Origin of the sequence: Streptomyces sp. NPDC008079, assembly GCF_042957385.1 — a bacterium.
Classification (GTDB): Bacteria; Actinomycetota; Actinomycetes; order Streptomycetales; family Streptomycetaceae; genus Actinacidiphila.
Window position 1 is genome coordinate 979875 of record NZ_JBIBIC010000001.1, and the last position, 19309, is coordinate 999183.

The window sequence follows — 19309 nt, forward strand, 5'->3', positions numbered from 1 at the left end:
CATGGCCGGCGGCGTCGCCAACGCCGAACTCGATTGTGGCTGTCCCTCCGGGCAGCCTCGCTGTGATGACCGAACCGTGGACCGCCGCATACTGCTCAGCGAAGTTCCTCAGGGCATGGGCCCAACAGCCGGGCTTCCGCCTCCTGAAGCAGCCGGACTCAGTCCCCCCGCTGATCGCAGCCCCATCCTTCGAACCTGCCGTCAGCACATACCGCATCTGTGCCGCCCCCGCCTCCAACCTCGACCACCCGGGAGGCTCCCACAACGCCGTGGGGGCGGCCTTCCGCATCGGAAGACCGCCCCTCACCTGCAGTTTCACCAGTCGAAGCGGCGGGATTTGAACCCACGACCACTTCGTCCCGAACGCAGTTGAGGCCCCTGGTGTGACCTGCGCGATTCGGGAAACCGCAGGTCAGGGGGTTGGTGAGGGTTGGTCTGAGCGGGTCTCGGGAGGCGGGTTTTTCATGATCGTCTCCCAATTTTCTCCCAGCGGGGCCACACGAGATGTGCCGCGATGACACCCGGGCGTCGAACGGCATCGTCGGAGCCGTGGCCGGCTCCGTGCAGGGCGAGGCCCGCAACGGACCTACCCCTCAAGCCCAAACTGGGCTCTCAGCCACGGCGGGTTGAGCTTCAGTGTCTTGTTGTCAGGGAGGAGCTCGAGGACCTGGACTCCGTCCATGTTCAGGAGCTGGGTGAGGATGGCGGCGTAGCCGCGAGCCCGGGCCGGTGGCATGCCCGCGGCGGCGGCCACAGCTGTCAGAGGGAGGGTGTTGTTCTCACAGAGTGCTGCGAGGGCCTGGCGAAGTCTCTCCGGGTCCTGTTTGCGAGGGAGGAGAGCGAGCTGGTCGCTGAAGGCTCGGGAGGCGAAGAGGTCGTCCAGGAGCTGCTCCACCGGCGACTGAGCTGCCACGGCTGGCAGTGTTCCCTCGGTCGCGGAGGGTTTGGGGGACACCGCGATGTCGAACAGACCCGCGTCCTGTGGAGCGGACTTCTTTGGGGTGCGCCTAGGCTTCGTCTCCTGTGCCGTCCCGGTCTCCGTGGAGGGCGGTGTCGAGGTCGTGCGCAGGCGCGTGGTGTCCAGTTTCCACCAGTCCGGCTCGTAGGTGTCAGTGAGTTGCCGCCAACCTGGTGGGATGTGCTCGGTCGAACCGTCCGGCAGGTACGCGAGCACAGGGATGGTGAACTCGGCCGGGTGGACTCCTCCGTGGTATCCGGCGGCGCGGCTCGTGTAGCGGGTGTCGGCCGACCACAGGGCGACGATGGGGCCCCCGACCACTCGTGGGCCAGCGAGCACCGTCTCCGCTTCGCTGACCAGTGGTTCGGCGACACCGTCCGGGACGTCGCGATAGCGGGCGTTGACGGCCTCGAGGGTGGGGACCTTCACGCCCCGGTGCTCCAGTACGTGACCGTGGTCGCTGGTGATCAGTACGGCCATGCCTCGTCGGCGGGCCTCGTCCAGCAGCGGGGTCAGGGCATCGATGTCATCGATCGTCCAGTCCCATTCGTCGAGGCGTTCGTCATTCTGCAGGCCGTCGTCGACGGTATTGAGGACGACCGCGAGGTGTGAGACATCGTCGGCCAGCGCCGCCTCCAGGGCGGGCCCGAAGCGTCCACCTGTGCTGGTCGGACGGAGGTCGTCCTTGTGGAAAACGGCCGCCTTGTGCCCCGACCACAGTCGTAGGGACGGGAATTCACGTTTCTCGGTCTTCTGGTCCCCTCGTTGCAGGGTGCCGGTGAGGAGAGTGGTACGGCTGACGGCGGTGACGGTGGGCAGGGCGGCGGCCATCGCTTGGCGGGTGGGGGGCGTTTGCTTCTCGCCGGTGGGGTCGTACTCGGTCCAGTTCGCCGCAAGTTCCTCGCCGAGCTGTCCCGCCAGGGCGGCACTCATGCCGTCCACGACGAGCAGCATCAGTCGCCGCTGGGACTTCACCACAGGCTTCGCGACCCGCTCGAGGAAGGACTCGACCGTCAGCATCGAACCGGGAGCGGTACCCGCTGTAGTCCACTCGGCGACCCGCTCGGCAAAAGCCCGGTCCATGCGGCGCCGCACCTTACGCACGTCGGCGCCGAGCGCGTCGTAGGCGACGGACAGGGCGGGCTCGTTATCGCCGCCCGCCTCCAGGTACTCCAAAGCACGGTCGGCCCAGGAGAGTTCGGAGTTGTAATGGGCGAGGGCGCCCGCGACGGTGTCCGGTGTCCATTCAGGTTCGGCGGCCAACCACTGCACCAGGCGCACGGCCATCCGGGCGCGGCCGATCCGGGTGCGGGCCGTCTCGGCAAGGTGGTGCGCCTGCACTGCGCGTAGCGCCGTACGGCAGGCGTCGAGATCGCGGCCGGCAATCGCCGAACCCACGGCGGCCAGGCGCGCTTCGAGTCCTGCGGGCAGGTAGGGGCTGTGGCCTACGGCCTCGGTCGCACCCAGATGTCCGGCGAGCCGTTCGGCGTCCGGGGTGACCTCGGCGAGGAGCTGTGCGTTGCGTGCGACGAGGTTCTCGGCGGATTCCCCGTAGCGCCGCATGGCCTCGTCGGTGAACTCGCGGCCGAGTATGTTCTCCGCTCGGCCGCGCGCACGGTAGACCTCGGGGCCGTCCGGGGCGTGCTGCCACAGCGCGGCGGCGACAAGCCCGAACGGCAGGGCGACCGACGGCTCGTCGTGCTCGGCGATCGACAGAAGGGCATCGGCGGTTGGACCGGCCTGGTCCACCTCGGCGAGGAAGCGCCGCAGCCCGGCACGCTCCCCGTCACGCAGCGCGCGGTAGGCGCGCGGCCCCTCGGAGGAGGTGCGGCTCCACAGCAGCAGAGTGTCGATGTCGAGCTGGGCGTCCGCGCCGAGCAGCAGCCGCCGCCGCGCGAGGGCGGTGAGGGCGTGCGTACGGGACAGTACCTGCCGGTTGAGGCCGGGCCAGCCGCCCGCGGGGGTGGCTTCGAGGAGTGCCTCGGCCACCCCCCAGGTTTCGTCGCCGAGTCGTGGATCGATACCGGAGGCGGTGAAGGTCTCGCGGATGAGGTCCCAGTTGTCGACGTGCTGGATGGCGTGCCGGTACGCGCGGACCAGGATGCCGGGGTCGAGTTCGGCGTCCTCCCGGTCGGTGAGCAGCACGAGCAGGGACGGGTCCGCCACCGCATCGGGATAGGGGGCGTCGAGGTGGCTGAGCGCCTCCTGGTAGACGGCGAGCACGGACGGCGCGGTCGCCACTCGTGCGCGCCGGCCGCCGTTCCAGGCCAGTATGGCGTGCTCCTCCCACGTGGGTGCCGAGCGCAGGAGCACCACCCGGCGAGTGTCGCCGCCAGGCTGCTGGAGACCTTTGAGCAGCTCGCGCTGACCGGCAAGGTAGTTCGCGACAGCGGTGGGCGTGAGGCGGGCGATGCCCCGACCGGCCTGGGGCATCAGTCGACCACCTTCCACGTGATCTCGATGGCCTTGCCGGCATGCGCAGCCGCCACCTGGTGCAGGGCCTGCTCGACCTCGGCAGCGCTGCCCCGCACCGAGCCTGTACGAGCAGTGGTCTCGACCTTCGAGTGCGAGGTGTCGGCGGTCAGCGGCACCTGGTCCGGGGTGGGCAAGGCCGGGGTGGCAACCGGTGGTTCGGTCCGCCTCTGCTGTTGCCGCTGGACGGCCAGGGCCTGGGTGATCGCCCGCTGAGCACGCGGCAGGGCGTCCTGCAGCTTCCTGCTGAACTGGTCCTCGCGCGCGTCCTCCTGGAGGGTGGTGAGGGCATCCATGCCCGCGCCGAGTTCGAGCACGTCCCAGGACGCGTTCTGCAGGGCGGACGCCACCGCGTCCGCCGTCGTGACGGATGAGCCGATCCGTTCCGGCGTCAGTTCGCCGAGGCCGAAGGCGGCGAGGGCCTCGACGACCCGCTTGGCCCCGCGTCCCTTCTCGGCGAGCAGCTCCTCGAGCAGGGCAAGGCCGCGGCGTGCGGTGTGCAGACGGCCGGTGACGGCGGTGTCGTCGAGGCCGAGGAAGTCCGCTCGCCGCTCCAGCTCGGCCACCAGCTCGCGATTGGCCGGCAAGAGCTTGTCGACTTCGGTACGCACCAGATCGGCGAAGGAGTTGACGATCCGCCCGCGCAACTGCACGAGGGCCTTCTTGCCGAAGACCTTCTCGCAGCGCGCGCGGGCCGACTCCCAGTCCGGCTCGGAGGGCAAGGGCTGGCGCCGCAACGCCCAGCCGTCCTTGATCTCGCCCAGCTTGAGGTCGGCTACGGGGGCCCCGCCGATGACCCACACTCGGTCCTCCATCTCGCCGTACGCGGCCGCGATGAGCTGCTGGATGTGGGTCGGGAGCCCCATACGCTGCGGTTCGTCCATCCACGCGGTCAGCGAGCCGTAGCCTATGTCCGGGTTCGGGTCGTTCTTCGCGAGCCGGTTGAAGTGCTCGCGCCAATGCCCGCTGAGGGTGAAGTAGCTCTCCCCCATCGTGCCGAGCTTGAGCGGCTGTGCGACCGTCCGCATCAGCTCCTGGTCTCCGCGCGCGATCTCCGCCTTGCCCTCGCGGGCCCCGGCAGCGTCGCTGATGTACCCGAGGACGGTACGCGCCTGGGCGGGCGTGACGGCCTGTGCGCCGAGGTCGGGGTGCGCCGGGTACTGCCAGGCGAGCATCTTGCCCGCGATGTCACGGATCGCTTCGCGCGGTGCGGCGCTCAAACCGAGCGCGGGCGTGGTCGCGCCCGGCTTGGTGGCGATGTGGTCCGAGAAGTCGTCGAGGACGTCCCCCTCCTGCTTTTTTGCCAGGCCATACGCCTGCTTGAACGCGGCGAGAACCCGGTCGCGCAGGGTGTCGGCCTGCGTGGCGAGCAGCCCTCGTGCTCGCACCCGGTCGTCGGGGCCGAGGTGAGCGGCAAAACGGCTGTCGAAGTCGCTGCCGCTGTTCAGGATCCGCTTGATGACCACGTACCGGTTGAAGTCCGCATACATCGTCGTCGTCATATGGGTGGGCACCCAGGCAAGGGAGTGCTGGACTTCGGGGTGCCGCTCCCAGAAGCTGTTCATACGGTTCAGGTCCTCGCGCGGCCCGAACTCGCCCTCGTCCCACGGAAGATCGACGACGAGTCGCCAGGTCTCTGTGTCGGTGGGAGTGAGCGTGGAGTCGGGGGTCTCCTCCCGGTCGGCGATATTGGCGAAGACGACCTCGGTACGCCGCTTGCTGCCCCGCCAGGTGAAGTCGACGGTGTCGTACGCGTCGAAACCGCCCTGCCCCTTGGCCACGGTCAGTGCGAACTCCGAGCGCAGTAGCTCGACAGCGGCATCGTGACGGTAGCGGGGCTTGTCGAAGGCTTCGCGGCCGTTACGGACGACAGAGTCGATGTCCACACCGGTCAGTTCCAGGCGTACGGTCATCGCCACGCCGTCGCCCGCGAGCTTGATCTCAGGGATGCGGCCCGCCCACTCCTTCAGTTTGTTGATCAAAGCGGGTATCTCGCCGCCGGGGAGGAGCGCCTTGATGGTGCCGGCGTTGAGGGCCAGGAGCCGCTTGACCGTCATGTTCTGGAAGGCGGGCGCGGCGGGCGCGAGGGCGGACAGGACAAGGGTCGACATCAACCGGTCGTCGTCGGTGAACTGCTTGAGCCTGCGGGAGAGGTCACCATCCTCGATGGCGGCAGGGTCCTGTTGGTACGCCGCGACCTGCCTCGGTTCGACCCGGTGCTGGTCGAGGAGGTAAGGACGCATCCGGTTGCGGTACAGCCGGTCTGCCTCCTCGAACACAGCCCGCAGCTCGTCGGTGAACGGCTTGTCGCCGCCGCCCGAGATCAGTGCCCAGACGTCGCCGAGCGGTACCAGCTCGCCAACGCGCAGCAGATTGCGCCGCGCGGCGAGGAGTTCACCCATCAGTTTGAGGCCGGTGCGCGAGCGCTGAAGGGCCGAGGACAGGTGGACGAGGGTGTCCATGAAGGCTGGCGAGAAGGGGTACGTGAAGCGGAACGCGGTCTCCGTGGCACCCACGTTGTTCCCGTCGCCGCCCAGGAGTTCGTCCCAGAACTTGGCGTTGGTGGACTTCGCCTTCTTGAACGCCTCCCCGATCACCGCATTCGCCTCGGTCGACAGCGGCCTCAGGAGGCGCGAGTGGGCTATCTGAGGAAGGTTGCGATCCTCTAGGCTGATGCGGTCGAACCGCCCCGAGGCGAGTTCCAGGTTGTCGACGATGGCGCGCTGATAGCGGCCCCCGTCCTCAGCAGACCCGACCAGGTCGCGAAGGTCGCGCTGGCGGGCGATGAACGACACGACGGGGACGGCCCGGCGTTCGTCGCCACCCTCCACCAGGTTCGTGATCTTCGCGGTCTCGCGGGATACGAACTCCGAGGAGGAGATACGGGAGGCGAACCAAAGGATCAGCTCGTCGAGGAAGAGCACGATCCCGTCGTAGTTCAGACTCTTCGCGTGCTGGGCGATCACCGACAGGCCCCGGTCGAGGCTGATGAAGCCGCCGTCCTGCTCGACGGCGCGCTCCTCGTAGCCGGGCAGCACCTTGGCGGTGTCCTGGGCAAGCCGGGCCCGCAGCTCCCCCGGGGCGGACGGGTCAGCGGGGTTGAACTCCTCTCCGACCTCCAGCTCCTCGGCGGCCATGGCCTCATCGAGCAGCTCGGAGGTCCAGGCGAAATCGGCCCCGAACTCGCCCCAGTCTCCGCTGGTTTCGGCAGGCACGGCACCCGCCAGGAACTCGATCACGGCCTCGTCGCCCAGCCGTTCCCGCATGGACTGCAGGTCTCGGAACATGGCATCGGTGCGGTACACCCGCGGGGTCGAAGCCTTGGGCTCTAACTCCTTGATCCGCTTGACGTACCCGCCGAGGATCCGCTGCTCCATCGACTTGGCGTCGAGCATGTGCACCGGCACCATCAGGAACCGCCGGTGGCCGTCCTGCAGCCACCCGTTCTTCGCGAACACCGGGTCGAAGTCGGTCTTGTTGCGAGCCGCCGGAGCCTGGTTGAGCAGGGCGTGCAGTACGGCCATGAAGTGCGACTTACCGGCACCGAAGGAGGCGTGCAGATACGCGGCCTTCGAGGAGTGGCTGTCCACCGCCGACTTGATAATGCCGAGGGCCTCGTTGAAGTGCTGCACGAGGTCGTCGGTGACGACGTAATCGGCCAGAGCCTTCTCAGCGCCCTCGGGTGTGGTGGCGTCGGCGAGCTGGAGGACGTAGTCGGAGCTGGACACCTCCGGCTTGATGTGGATCAGCTCGCGGAGGAGGGGGGTGCCGGGGTTGCCGTTTGCGGGGTTCGCTGCCATGTCTTTGTCCCTACTCACTTCGTCTTCTTGGCGCGGCCACCGCGCGCCGCCGCCACAGGCCGCCAGGCCCGGATGTCCTCGTCGGTCAGCCCAAGCCCGCCCTGGAGACCGAGACGGAAGTCGTGGTACGCCTGCGCCGCGGACTGCCCGAAGTCGGGGAGGTACTCGCCGTGCCACTGGCCCAGCCAGGGCTGGAGTTCAAGCAGGGCGGCGAGGTACGGGACGAGCTCATCCTGCGTCAGCTGGTTCTCGTTTAGATAACCGACGACGGCCTGCGCCTGCTGGAGATGGTCCCAGCCCGCCCAGCCGAGGAGCGCGGGCGTCTGGACGTTCTGCGCGCCGTGGGAGATGAAGCGCTCCTTGGGGACATCGAGCTTGCCGCGCTGCGCCCAGAAGCTGGTGCGCAGGAAGTCGGCGGAGGTGTACTTGGGCGGCACTGCGGTCGCCTCACGGATCTTCCGCTTCTCGTCCTCGGAGGCGGCGGCGTCCTCGTTGCGCTGCATCTCCCAAGTGCGCTCCCAGTCGGCGCGCTTCTTGAGGCCGGCGGGCTTGTAACGCAGGGCGGCGGCGGCCGGGACGTGCTGGTCGCTGACCAACTCGGCGACTGTCTTCGCGAAGTCGGCGCGAGGCGCGTAGAGGCTGAGGACGGCGGCGAAGTCGTCGTCCTCCTGGAGGCGGTCGGTCAGGCGAGACAGGGAGATGAGCGTGGGCTGGTCGGCACTGTCGAACCACAGCTCACGCTTGGCCTCGATCCGGTCGAGCAGCCAGGCACGGAGCGCCTGCTTCTGCATGGTGTCCCAGCCGTCGGTGGCCCAGCGCCGCTTGTACTCGGGGCGCTCGACCATGCCGATGGCGGAGTTCGAATCCATCATCGCGATGCGCTGGTTGACGATGTCCTTGTACGCGGCCGGCCAGTGGGCGGGGAACTCGGTAATGGGTGCGGAGTTGTGCCGAGTGAACCACTCGGAGGACGCCTCGCCGCGCTCGATGGCACGGGCCAGCACGATCTCGAAGGCGCGCTCGCCGAGAGCGAGGGGCGGGACGTCGGCCGGGTCGGCGGGGCGAAGGTCGGTGTCGGTGAGACCGTAGAGCACGTAGACGTGCCAGTCCAGCTCCTCTTGGAGGGCGATCATCTGGGCACGGGTGGCGTCGTAGGTGGTGCGGGCTTCGCGGAGGGCGGCGGCGCTGGGAGTGGCGGAGGTGGCTACGGCGGTGGGGGTGGTGGTGGCGAGTTGCTGTGCGAAGGTGTCTAGGGCGATGGCGAGGGTGGTGGAGTAGGCGGGCGGGAGGGGGAAATCTTGGACGTTCATACCGTTAAACTGGTAAAAGCGCTCCCATTCCCCACTCGCAATTCCACCGCCAATACCGCCATTACCCTTGTCGTGGCAGACCATTTTGAGCCAGAGCGCAGCCGTGGAGCTGTTGAGCACGCCGAGCAACTGGAGGTGCTCCTCCTCAGTCGCTTCTTCTCTCAGCTTGACCACCGGAGCAGTCCTGTTGAACACGTTTCCACTCCGGTCCAACACGAAGTGGTTATGGGTTGCGACTTCGCCCCAGGTGATGGAGAGGGGAGAACGCAGCTTGGCGGCATAGAGCTCCTGCCATTCGTACCAGGCAAGTCCGCGCTCAATCATGGGAGTGCCAAAACGGCGGCGCCGCGAAATCGCCGCACGGTAAGGCGTCAGATATTTGGCGACCTCTGGGATCTCCGCCAGGGGAAGGACTTTAAACTTCTCGTCGTACGGCCAAACCGTGTCGTATGTGTAACGGATCTCGTGGTCGCGGATGGCGTCACCAGTCACAAGTGGATGAGTCTGCGGCACACCGATCCGCGACGCCGTGCAGTCGGCTGGCAGCAGGTACAAATCGTCTTCGCCTGTGACCGACATGATGCCGGCCTCGCTTGCGAGTGCGGACAGTGATCCATTCGAGCTGTCCGCAAGCCGGGACAGCATCTCTCGACCACCGGCTGCCAATACCCACGGATGCCTCCCGAAGTACTCCCCCCGGTCCAGGTCCCCCACCGAAAGCCACTGACTCACCGACCCCGGCTCATCGATCTGCTCGACGATTGCCGACCACACCAGTCCCCGTTCCGGCTCCTTCGGAGCCGAAGGCTCCCCCTGCACCGAGCGCACCGTGCGAATCGTGTCCCCCCGCCCCTGCGTCCAGTCACGGTTCCGTCCGACAAGGATGACCGTCGGCGTCCCGTGTCCTGGGATGTACGCCCCGCTCATGTCAATGACCTCGGTCAGTTCCACCGCATCACGGAAGAAGGATTCGATGAGCTTCGTCCCGAACTCCCGCTTCATAAAGGAGTTCGCCGTGATCTGGCCGACCATGCCATAGCCCTTGCCGTCGGCCCCGCCCTTCTTCGCTAACTCGAAGAAGCGCTGAGCAAACGGCACCGACAGCGCGTACTTACCTGAGCAGGCGTCGTACAACTCCCGATAGTGCTTGTTGAGTTCCTTGTCCTTGACCGTGATGTACGGCGGATTGCCCACGACCACGTCGTAGCGGCCCTCGTCCAGAAGGTGCGGACGGTCCTGGATGTCCTCGGTCGCGTACTTGAACTCGGCCAGCGGGTCGCCCTCGGCCGTGAACAGTCGGCCCGTCACCTCGCGTGGCTTTATGAGGCTGTCCCCCACCGCTAACTGCATAGGCCAATCGATCCCCGCCGCCTCCCCCAGCGTCCGCACCCCTGCCGCCGCCATTGCCGCGATCAGCAGCCGGAACCGCGCGATCGCCACCGCGAATGGGTTGATGTCCACCCCGTGCACCGACTTCAGCGCCCCGCGCACCCGCGCGTACGCATCCAGCTCCGGCCGCTGCGCAGCCCACTCCCGTACCAGCCGCCGGAAGGCACCGAGCACGAAGTGGCCCGACCCGCACGTCGGGTCGATCATCTTCAGGCCTTCGACGCCGCCCCGCTCCCGTATCACCGGGTTCATCGTCCGGTCGAGGATGAACTCCTCCACGAACTCCGGGGTCTGCAGCAGCGCGTAGTTCTTCCGGGCGGCCTCGCTCAGGTCCTGGTACAGGTCGCCCAGGAACCGGGTGTCCCACCCCTCTGTCCCGTCGCCGTCGCCCGACAGCGGGTCCGTGAAGTCATGGATCAGCGTGCCGACCTCATCGTCGATCGTGCGCTGCCAGAAGTCCCGCAGCGCTCCCGCTCCCTCGTGCGAGAGCGGGATCTGCCGTAACGGATTGTGCGGCGAGAACAGCAGTGCCCCCGCCGGCCCTTCCGCAAGTTCTTCGAAGGCTCGCTCGAACCAGCCGCGGTACGTGGGGTCCTTCGCCTTATCCACGTACTCGTCGTACCGTGCCTGCGCGACCTCGCGCCCGGCGATGTCGGGCGCGGTAATGTACGGCTCCGGTACCAGGCCGTTGTCCTCGACGAACCGTACGAAGACGGTTCCGAGCACCCACGCCACCGCCACCTGCGTGATCCGCTCATCGAGCCAGGACTGCCAGGTCGCCGCCGTACGGCCGACCTTCTTCGAGGCTTCGTACTCGGCACGGAGCCGTTCGCGTACCGCGCTTTCCCTCTTCGCCTGACCCTCGAGGTCTGTCTCCGCCGCCTTAACCTGTGCCTGCAGGTCGGATAACAGCGCCTTGCGGTCGATCACGTGGTGGCTCCTTCAAGGGCGTTCGGTTCGTGCATGCGGGTCCAGGACTTGGGAATGGAGATCCACTCCTGCTGGGCCTCGAGGTACGGGACGGGGCGTCCGGCGAATTTCGGGACAGCGGATTCGTCGTCCTGGGCGACCAAGACCCACAGGGGGCAGCCGCCACGCCTGGCGAGCGCGGTCAGCCGGTCGAGGACGTGCATGCCGTCGTAGCGGGCGAAGACGGCGGCGTCGGTGAGGAGAACGGGGCCCTGGCCGGCGTCAGCCTCGTGTCCCGTCGCCAGCTCCCCTTCCAGGACTCCCTGCACGGCCTGCCACACCGCCGCCAGCAGGTTCGCGAACCCCGTCGGCCGCTGCCCGGCCGGGAGGGTGTCCGCCTTGACGACGACTTCCCACTTCGGCATCTCGCGCCCGGGCGTGAGGTCGCCCCGCAGCCCCTTCAGGAACAATTCGGTCACCGACATTGCCCGAGCCCCGTACTGGCGGTGCAGCTCCCGTCCCACCACCGGCGCGATCCGCGCGCGCACGGTCAGCACTCGGAGCCCGTCGCGGCGTGCGGCGCCCGCCAGCTGCGCATCGGCCCGAGCTGCGGTCGACTCCCGATCCAGCAGGCCTCCGGTTCCGGAGCCGCTGCCGCTGAGGGCCGAGATGTACGACTGGACCGCCTCGAATTTCCGGGGCAGGAACGTCTTCTTGTCGGCCGCGTACTTGAGGTCGAACCCTGCCTCGCGAAGCGCCTTGAGGAGCTCTTCGGGCCTGTCCTTCATCCCGGTGAGCACTGCCAGAGCGGGGAAGCGGTCGTTGACCCGTTCGAGGACCTCGCGCAGGGGGAGCCCTGGCTGCTGCTGCTCGGGCAGACCCGGCAGGATGCGGACCAGACCCGCCTGGGTGAGCCGCAGGGCGCGATCGAGGCCCAGGTCGCGCGGGTAGATCTCGAGCCGCGGCGACAGCGCGGCGTTCTGACTCGCCTGGGCGGCGAGGGTGGCGACGCGCCGGTCGTCCCAGGGGAAGTCACCCTCGGGCAGTCTCACGGCGCTGAGCTCGGCGAGGACGGTGCTCAAGCCGGGCAGGGCGTCCCGGCCCGCGAGCCGGTCGGCGGCGTCGCCGAGCCGCTTCACATAGCTCAGCAGCGCGGGCGCGGTCGGGGTGTCGGGGCCGTCGGCTTCGTTGTCCGGGTCGACCTCCAGCGCGAGGAAGCCCGCGCGGCGCACCGGATCGGTTGCCTTGTACGGGGCGAAGTGCTGGAAGGCCCGCTCATCGACGGGCAGATGCTGCTCGCGTTCAATCAGCGCGCGCAGCACGGCGAAGGCGGCGGCCCGTCGTACCTCCGGATCGCCCAGGGAGTAGCCACGGGTGCCGAGCAGCCAGCCCGCAAGGGCATCCACGGAGGCGACTCGGCCGAGCACGCGGAGCTGCTCCAGAACCGCCGCTCGCGGCTCCAGCAGGCCCTCGTCCTCCGCCCAGCGCTTGCGTAACTTCTTCAACTCGCCCGAGATCGACGCTTGGTTGGCGAACCCGACAGCCTGCGCTGCGTCGTACTGTCGCGGCCACACCGGAAGGTTCGGTAGCGTCCCGTCGGCGCCGGGTACACGCAGCAGGTGCACGGCCACCTCGTGCAGCCGCTTCGTCCGACCGGCGGCAGGCGGGACGATCCCGACCAGGAGATGGTCGATGTCCTGGGCGTCGGAGACCACCCCGACAATGTGCTCGGGATCCGCCTCGCGCTGCGTCCTCTCCTCCGGCGACGGCTCTGGCTCCGGTTCCGGCTCGGGCCGCGAGCCAAGGCGGGCACGCCACTCCTTCTGCCGGCGCTGGATCTCCGTACGTGTCCGGGCGCCGAGCCCCGGCCGGTTGATGAACGTCTGGCTGGCCCGGTCGAGGAACGCACCGACCGTGGTGAGCTTCATGTCCCGCAGGATCGAGTAAGCGGACGGTGTCAGACCCGCACGCACCAGAGGAGTGTCACGGGTGGCGACCTCGGCCAGCTGGTCGCGCAGCTCAGCGGTGTCTGCTTCGCTGTCCGGCGCGGAGCTCTGTCCTTGCCGCCTCAGTGACTCGTGTCCGGCGCTGGCGGCCAGCCGCTGCGCGTCCTGAAACACCCTCTGCCAGGACGTCCGCATGTCCCGCAGGTCCTTGTGGCGCTGCTTCGCATCTCTACTTAACGCCTTGCGGAAGAACTCGGTCAGCCCGTCGCGCAGTTCGTCCTCGAAGCCCTCCGACTGGATCGTCGGGTACGGCCACTCCTTCGGATCCGTCATACGTGGGGTGACGGACCCGTCGCCCCACTGGGGCAGCTCGTTCGAGGCCATCTGGTGCAGTGTCACGGCGAGCGCGTACCGCTCCGCGGCGTCGTCGTACAGGTTCCGCATGACAGTGCCGACGAACGGGTCCAGATAGCCGGATGTGCCGGCGCCGGTCTCGCGGGCCGAGACGGCGGCCAGCGAGAAGTCGAGGAGCAGAGCCTGCCTAGTGCCGTTGGGACGGATCCGGATCGCGATGTTGTCCGGCTTGATGTCGCGATGCCAGACGCTCTCGCCTTCCAGGTAGTAGAGGGCGTTGAAAAGGTTGTCGCTGTAGCGCTCCAGGTCGTCCATGGTGAGACGGCCCTGGCGACCCAAGACGCGCGCCATGGTCTCGTCCCGCGCGGTGCGGTCGTCGCGCTTGTCGTCGGCCTCGGCCTTGATGTTGCCGACGTACTCGGTGGCCAGGACCGTACGCCCGCCCACGGTGAACGTGCCAGGCACGAGCAGCCGGATGATGTTCGAGTCCCGCAGTCGACCGAGGGTTTCCGCCTCGCGCTGCAATGCCTCCGACTTGTCGTCGTCGAGCGCCACCTTCAGCACCGCGAACGCGTCGTTCTTCCCCTGCTGCTCGTCGAGTACGAGGAGGGCGCGCGCCGTCGAGCCGGTACCGAGGCGGCGGCGTACCAGCCAGCGTCCCCGCAACAACGTGCCGGGTGGGACCTCCAGCGGATCGAGGTCGTCGGCGGCCTCCTCCTGCAGCGGTTGCTCGTCGTCCGGTACAGCAGCGGGCCGGAGGTCCTCCTCGACGTCCGCCAGCATCTCCAGGAAGTCGCCCACTGCGTCGAGTCGCCGGTCCGGCTGTTGGGCGGTGGCGGCATCGATCAGGTCATCCAGGAATGGCGGGATGCCGTCCTTGACCACCGACGGTGCCAGCCGCTCGCCCCTCTCCGCGCCGGCCTGCAGCTCCGCGCGGGTCGGGGCGGGAGCGCTGCCGGCGGTGAGAAGATAGGCGAGCGTGCCGATGCCGTACACGTCCATGCGCGCCGGATCGGCCTTCGGGGCGGTCAACTCCGGCGCCAGGTAAGGGTCCGAGGCGTCGTCGACACTCCCGCCCGACACGGTGGACGGCGCCAGGGACACTCCACTGGAGGTCACCGTACGCGAGGCCAACTGCCAGTCGGAGACCTGCATCACGGGCCGCCGCCAGCGCTCCTCCTCGCTCAGCTCACGCCCTGCCGCGCCCTTGGAACGGGGGATGACATGGATCGAGCGTGGGGTGAGGGCGCGGTGATAAAGCCGCTTGGCGTGTGCGTACTTGATCGCCTCGGCGATCTGGCGGACAAGTGCGAGCCGATCCTCCAGGTCCAGCTTCCCGCCCCACCGGTCGAGGAACTCGTCCAGGTGCAGCCGCTCCGGATGGTGATCGAAGGTGAGCGCCGGGCCCGCTTCATGGTCGGAGGGGTAGTAGTCCCGGATGCGCACCACACCTGGGTGGTGGATCCGCTTCAGTGTGTCGGCCTCCCGCCTCGCCGCCTCGACCAGTGCTTTGCGCGCCTCGCTGCTCGAATTACGGGGCCGCAGATGGACCCGTACCCGTACGGTCTCGGATAGTTGCTCGTGGCTGCCCACGTAATCGGCCCAGGTGGCACCAGTGTCGAAGGGCCGCTTGTCCAGGATGAACGGTCCGACCTTCGCCTCCCTGACAACTTGCTGGATACCGACCTGGGCGAGCGTCCTGTCGATGTCGACGCTGCCCTGGGACGAGATTCTGAACCGGTCCTCGCGCGGCGGCAGCTGAAGTTCTGCGAGGAGGGCCGGGATGCCGTTGTAGATGTGGGCGTTCAACTCGTGCGGCGGCAGCGCCAGGTCGAGGCCGTCCTCGGTGAAGCACACACCCTCGGTGATGTATACCTTCGCGCCGTACCTGCGCAGCAGGGAAGCCAGTTCCTTGGACTTCTGGTTGGTGAGGCGCAGGGGATCGCCGAGACCCTTGCCGTACCCGCGTCGGTTCCCCGGCGGGATCTGCACCCACTGGCCGCCACGCCGTTCCACCCGGCCGTGCAGACTCTTCAGTTCGATCATGTGCACGCCACCCGGCGTCACGACCAGGAGGTCGACCTCACGAACGTGACCCGTCTGACTGACGAAGGTGAAGTTGGACCAGGCCCGCCATGGACCGTCGTCCGGCAGAGGCGTGAGGATCCTCTCTAGGGCCGCCTGCTCGTGCGGGAACTCGGAAGGAGCGACGGCCGTCCAGCGACCCTTCTTCATCAGCCTTGCTCTCCGATCCCCCCGCGCCCTGCCGTAAGTGCTGACCCCGGTGGTGAACGGTTGCACCGAGCAGCTCGTGTCCGGCATCCCGACAGCCACCCTGATGGGTTGTCAGTTTGTCAGATTGTACGGGCGCGATCACCTTCCCCCAGCCCTTTTCCGCTCATCCCGCACATGGGCCTTCCGGCCCCGGGATCGCGGTACCGAAGTCATCGCGCACACCGACTCCCGGGCAGCAGCAGGTCAGGTTTGCGAGGATGGTGCCCGTGAATGACGTACGTGGTCAGGTCAGCGCCGTACGGCGACGAGGCGTCGTGGACGCACTGCGACGGGGAGCCGTGCCCGAGCAGGGGCTCGATCTGCTCGCGACCGGCCTCGACCGGTTCACCCCCGCTTTGGACGAGGAGCTGGAAACCGTCGCAGGCGGCGGCTCCGTTTTCAAAGCAGTGCGTGGCGAGTACGGCTCCGGCAAGACGTTCTTCACCCGATGGCTCGCCGAGCGCGGCAAGGCCCGCGGCCTTGCCGTCTGTGAGATCCAGGTGTCGGAGAACGAGACGCCGCTGCACAAACTCGAAACCGTCTACCGAAGGCTCATCGAGCGGCTTACCACTGCGGCCTATCCACCCAGTGCGCTTCAGCAGGTTGTGGACGGCTGGTTCTACGCACTGGAGGAGGACGCCCTCGCCGACGGTGTCGCCGAGGACGCGCTCGCTGACGCCGTTGAGCGTTTGATGTCGGCACGCCTCGCCGAGGTCTCCCGGCAAGCGCCGGCTTTCGCCGCCGCGCTGCGCGGCTACCGACAGGCGCTCGAGGTCGGCGACGATACATCGGCCGCCGCCGTCCTCGCCTGGCTCGGTGGGCAGCCGCACGTGTCCGCCGCGGCGCGCAAGGCGGCCGGGGTGCGCGGTGACCTCGACCACTTCGGGGCACTCGGGTTCCTCCAGGGGCTCCTCACCGTCCTGCGCGACACCGGTCACGCCGGCCTCGTCGTCGTATTCGATGAGGTGGAGACGCTGCAGCGGGTCCGCTCCGACGCCCGCGACAAGGCCCTCAACGCGCTGCGCCAGCTCATCGATGAGGTGCACTCCGGACGATTCCCCGGCCTCTATCTGGTGATCACCGGCACCCCGGCCTTCTACGACGGGCCGCAGGGTGTGCAGCGACTCGCCCCCCTCGCGCAGCGGCTCGCCACCGACTTCTCGACCGACCCGCGCTTCGACAACCCGCGCGCCGTACAGATCCGGTTGCCGGGCTTCACCGGGGAGCGCCTCGTCCAGCTCGGGCTGAAGGTCCGGGACCTTTACGCCGCCGGGGCAGGCGATCCAGTACGGATCCGGGAGGTGGCCGACGAGGCTTACATCGGTGACCTCGCCAAGGCCGTCGGCGGGCGACTAGGCGGGAAGGTCGGCGTCGCCCCGCGGATCTTCTTGAAGAAGCTCGTCGGGGACGTCCTCGACCGGATCGACCAGTTCGAGGAGTTCGACCCGCGGGTCCACTACCACCTCACCGTTTCCCGGACCGAGTTGAGCGATGTGGAACGCAACGCGGCGGCCGCCGACGACATCGGCCTGGAACTGTGATGGCATCGGACCAGGCGGAGCGCCCAGATCCGGTGAATCGCCTGCATCCCGTACTCCTGCACCACATCGTCAACACCCTCGGCTGGCCCGACCTGCGTCCCCTGCAGAAGGCCGCCATCGACCCGCTGATGGACGGGGAGGACACCGTACTGCTCGCCCCCACCGCGGGTGGCAAGACCGAGGCGGCCTCCTTCCCGCTGCTCGCGGCCATGGAAAACAGCGACTGGCAGGGCACGTCGGTGCTCTACCTCGCTCCCCTCAAAGCTCTCCTCAACAACCTCGAACCGCGCCTCGAGACCTACGCGGGATGGCTAGGCCGTACGGCGGGGCTGTGGCACGGCGACACCAGGGAATCCGCCCGCAAGCGGATGAGGGTCGAAAGCCCCGACATCCTCCTGACCACACCCGAATCTCTCGAAGCGCAGCTCATCAGCAAGAAGACTGACCACAAGCACATGCTCGGCGGGGTGCGGGCCGTCGTCGTCGACGAGGTGCACGCCTTTGCCTCGGACGACCGCGGCTGGCACCTGCTCGCCGTACTCGAGCGACTCGAGCGCCTCGTAGGGCGGCGCATCCAGCGCATCGGTCTGTCCGCCACCGTCGGTAACCCCGAGGACCTGCTGCACTGGCTGCAAGGGGCACAACCACACGAGCGCGCGGGCCGCGTCGTCGCACCTGGCGTTCATCGCACGGCGCCCGCAGGAAGCGCCCCACCACCCGGCGACATCGAACTCGACTATGTGGGCTCCCTCGACAACGCAGCCAAACTCATCTCCCTCCTCCACAGTGGCGAGAAGCGTCTCGTCTTCTGCGACTCCCGCGCCTCGGTCGAGGAACTCGGTGAGAAGCTCCGCCTCCGCGGCGTGACGACCTACCTCTCCCACTCTTCCCTCTCCCTCGACGAGCGGCGCCGCTCCGAAGAAGCCTTCGCAGAGGCCCGCGACTGCGTGATTGTCTCCACGTCGACCCTTGAACTCGGCATAGACGTAGGTGACTTGGATCGAGTCATCCAGGTCGGCGCCCCTGACACTGTCGCCGCCTTCCTGCAACGCCTGGGCCGCACGGGACGGCGCACCGGGACCATACGCAATGCCCTCTTCCTCGCCGTCGACGAGCCTGCCTTCCTGAAAGCCGCGGCACTGCTCCTGCTGTGGGGCCGTCACTGGATCGAGCCCGTCGTCCCGCCGCCACAGCCGCGCCACCTCGTTGCCCAGCAGATTCTCGCCGCGGTCCTGCAGCAGCACACGCTCGGCGACCACACCTGGCACGAGGAGTGGAACGGTCTCGCCCCCTTCGACAAGAGCGCGACGCCGATCCTGAAGTACCTGGTCGGTGAGGGCTTCCTCGACACCGACGACGGACTCCTCTTCATCGGCTCCCAGGCCGAGAAGCACTTCGGCCGCCGCCACTTCATGGCCCTCACTGCTGCCTTCACCGCCCCGCCGCAATTCACCGTCTACTTCGGCCGCAAGGATCTCGGCACTATCGACCCAGGGCTTCTGTTGGAACAGCGGGATGGGCCGCGCCTGCTACTCCTAGGCGGACGCAGCTGGCAGGTCGGCCATATCGACTTCAACCGCAGACGCGCCTTCGTCGAACCCGCCGAAGGCGGCGGTCGCGCCCGATGGGAGAGCTACGGACTCAGCGGCCTCTCCTTCCCGCTCACCCGCGCCATGCGCGACGTACTCCTCGGCGCGGACCCGCCCGTCCGCTTCACCCGGCGCGCACAAGCACGCCTCGCCGAGCTCCGCGAGAACCGCGCCGCACACGTCGACGCGCGCGGGACACTCCTGCTCCGCGAGGGTGACAAACTCGAATGGTGGACCTGGGCCGGCTTCCGCGCCAACGCCACCCTCATTGCCTCCCTCGGTGCCGTCGCTGACCCCGTACAACAGCCCGACGACGCCTGTATCCGCCTCAGTGCAGCAATGACACGGCAGAGTTGGCAGGATGCCCTCGCCGACCTCACCGAGCGCCTGGTCCTACCCGAGGTCAACCCCCGCGCCGTACAGGGTCTGAAGTTTTCGGCCGCCCTGCCCGAGCACCTCGCCGCACACACCGTCGCCGCCCGTCTGGCCGACTTCGACGGGGCCCGGTTCGTCCTTGAGGAGGCGGTGCGATGGGAGACGCGGCAGTGACAGCCCGTCGACTCAACTGCCGGGCAGGCTCAGCACGATGTACGTCATGCCCTGAAGGTTGCCCGCCTCCACCCACTGCGTGAATCCTCGCCGCAGTACGAGCTGGGCTACTGCTTGGGGCAGTTCGGGCTCGCTCGTACTGACGCTGCAGCCTGGTGCTACGTTCGCGCTATGACTCTTTCGGTGTCTCCGGTTCGCGCGGTCGCCGTGCGGCGGTC

General features: G+C 68.1%; 7 protein-coding genes. 3 read left to right on the plus strand and 4 right to left on the minus strand.

Annotated elements, in window-relative coordinates; genetic code table 11:
- The first annotated feature begins 35 nt into the window (after positions 1 to 35).
- Positions 36 to 341, plus strand: a complete 306-nt coding sequence (locus ACFZAM_RS04270; RefSeq protein WP_391042559.1) for a DUF6368 family protein — start codon at positions 36 to 38, stop codon at positions 339 to 341.
- Positions 342 to 586: 245 nt separating this feature from the next.
- Here ACFZAM_RS04270 and pglZ read toward each other — a convergent pair whose 3' ends face one another.
- From pglZ to pglW, 4 genes are read right to left on the minus strand one after another with little or no spacing between them, the layout of a single operon-like run.
- Positions 587 to 3391, minus strand: coding sequence for a BREX-2 system phosphatase PglZ (gene pglZ, locus ACFZAM_RS04275; protein ID WP_391042562.1), 2805 nt, complete (start codon positions 3389 to 3391; stop codon positions 587 to 589).
- The gene (locus ACFZAM_RS04280) at positions 3391 to 7230 is read right to left on the minus strand and encodes a DUF6079 family protein (protein ID WP_391042564.1); all 3840 of its coding nucleotides are present in this window, start codon (positions 7228 to 7230) and stop codon (positions 3391 to 3393) included. The genes pglZ and ACFZAM_RS04280 overlap by 1 nt, the downstream gene beginning before the upstream one ends.
- A gap of 14 nt (positions 7231 to 7244) precedes the next feature.
- The gene (pglX, locus tag ACFZAM_RS04285) at positions 7245 to 10859 is read right to left on the minus strand and encodes a BREX-2 system adenine-specific DNA-methyltransferase PglX (protein WP_391042567.1); all 3615 of its coding nucleotides are present in this window, start codon (positions 10857 to 10859) and stop codon (positions 7245 to 7247) included.
- On the minus strand, positions 10856 to 15460 hold the full coding sequence (pglW, locus tag ACFZAM_RS04290; RefSeq protein ID WP_391042569.1) for a BREX system serine/threonine kinase PglW: 4605 nt from the start codon (positions 15458 to 15460) through the stop codon (positions 10856 to 10858). Before pglW ends, pglX begins: the two co-directional genes overlap by 4 nt.
- A gap of 170 nt (positions 15461 to 15630) precedes the next feature.
- On the opposite strand from pglW, the gene brxD reads away from it, so the two are divergent.
- Positions 15631 to 16953 (plus strand): BREX system ATP-binding protein BrxD, encoded by a 1323-nt coding sequence (brxD, locus tag ACFZAM_RS04295; protein WP_391042571.1) that lies wholly within the window; start codon positions 15631 to 15633, stop codon positions 16951 to 16953.
- Complete coding sequence (locus ACFZAM_RS04300; RefSeq protein ID WP_391042573.1) at positions 16953 to 19091, plus strand: DEAD/DEAH box helicase; 2139 nt, start codon at positions 16953 to 16955, stop codon at positions 19089 to 19091. The genes brxD and ACFZAM_RS04300 overlap by 1 nt, the downstream gene beginning before the upstream one ends.
- Positions 19092 to 19309: the final 218 nt, after the last annotated feature.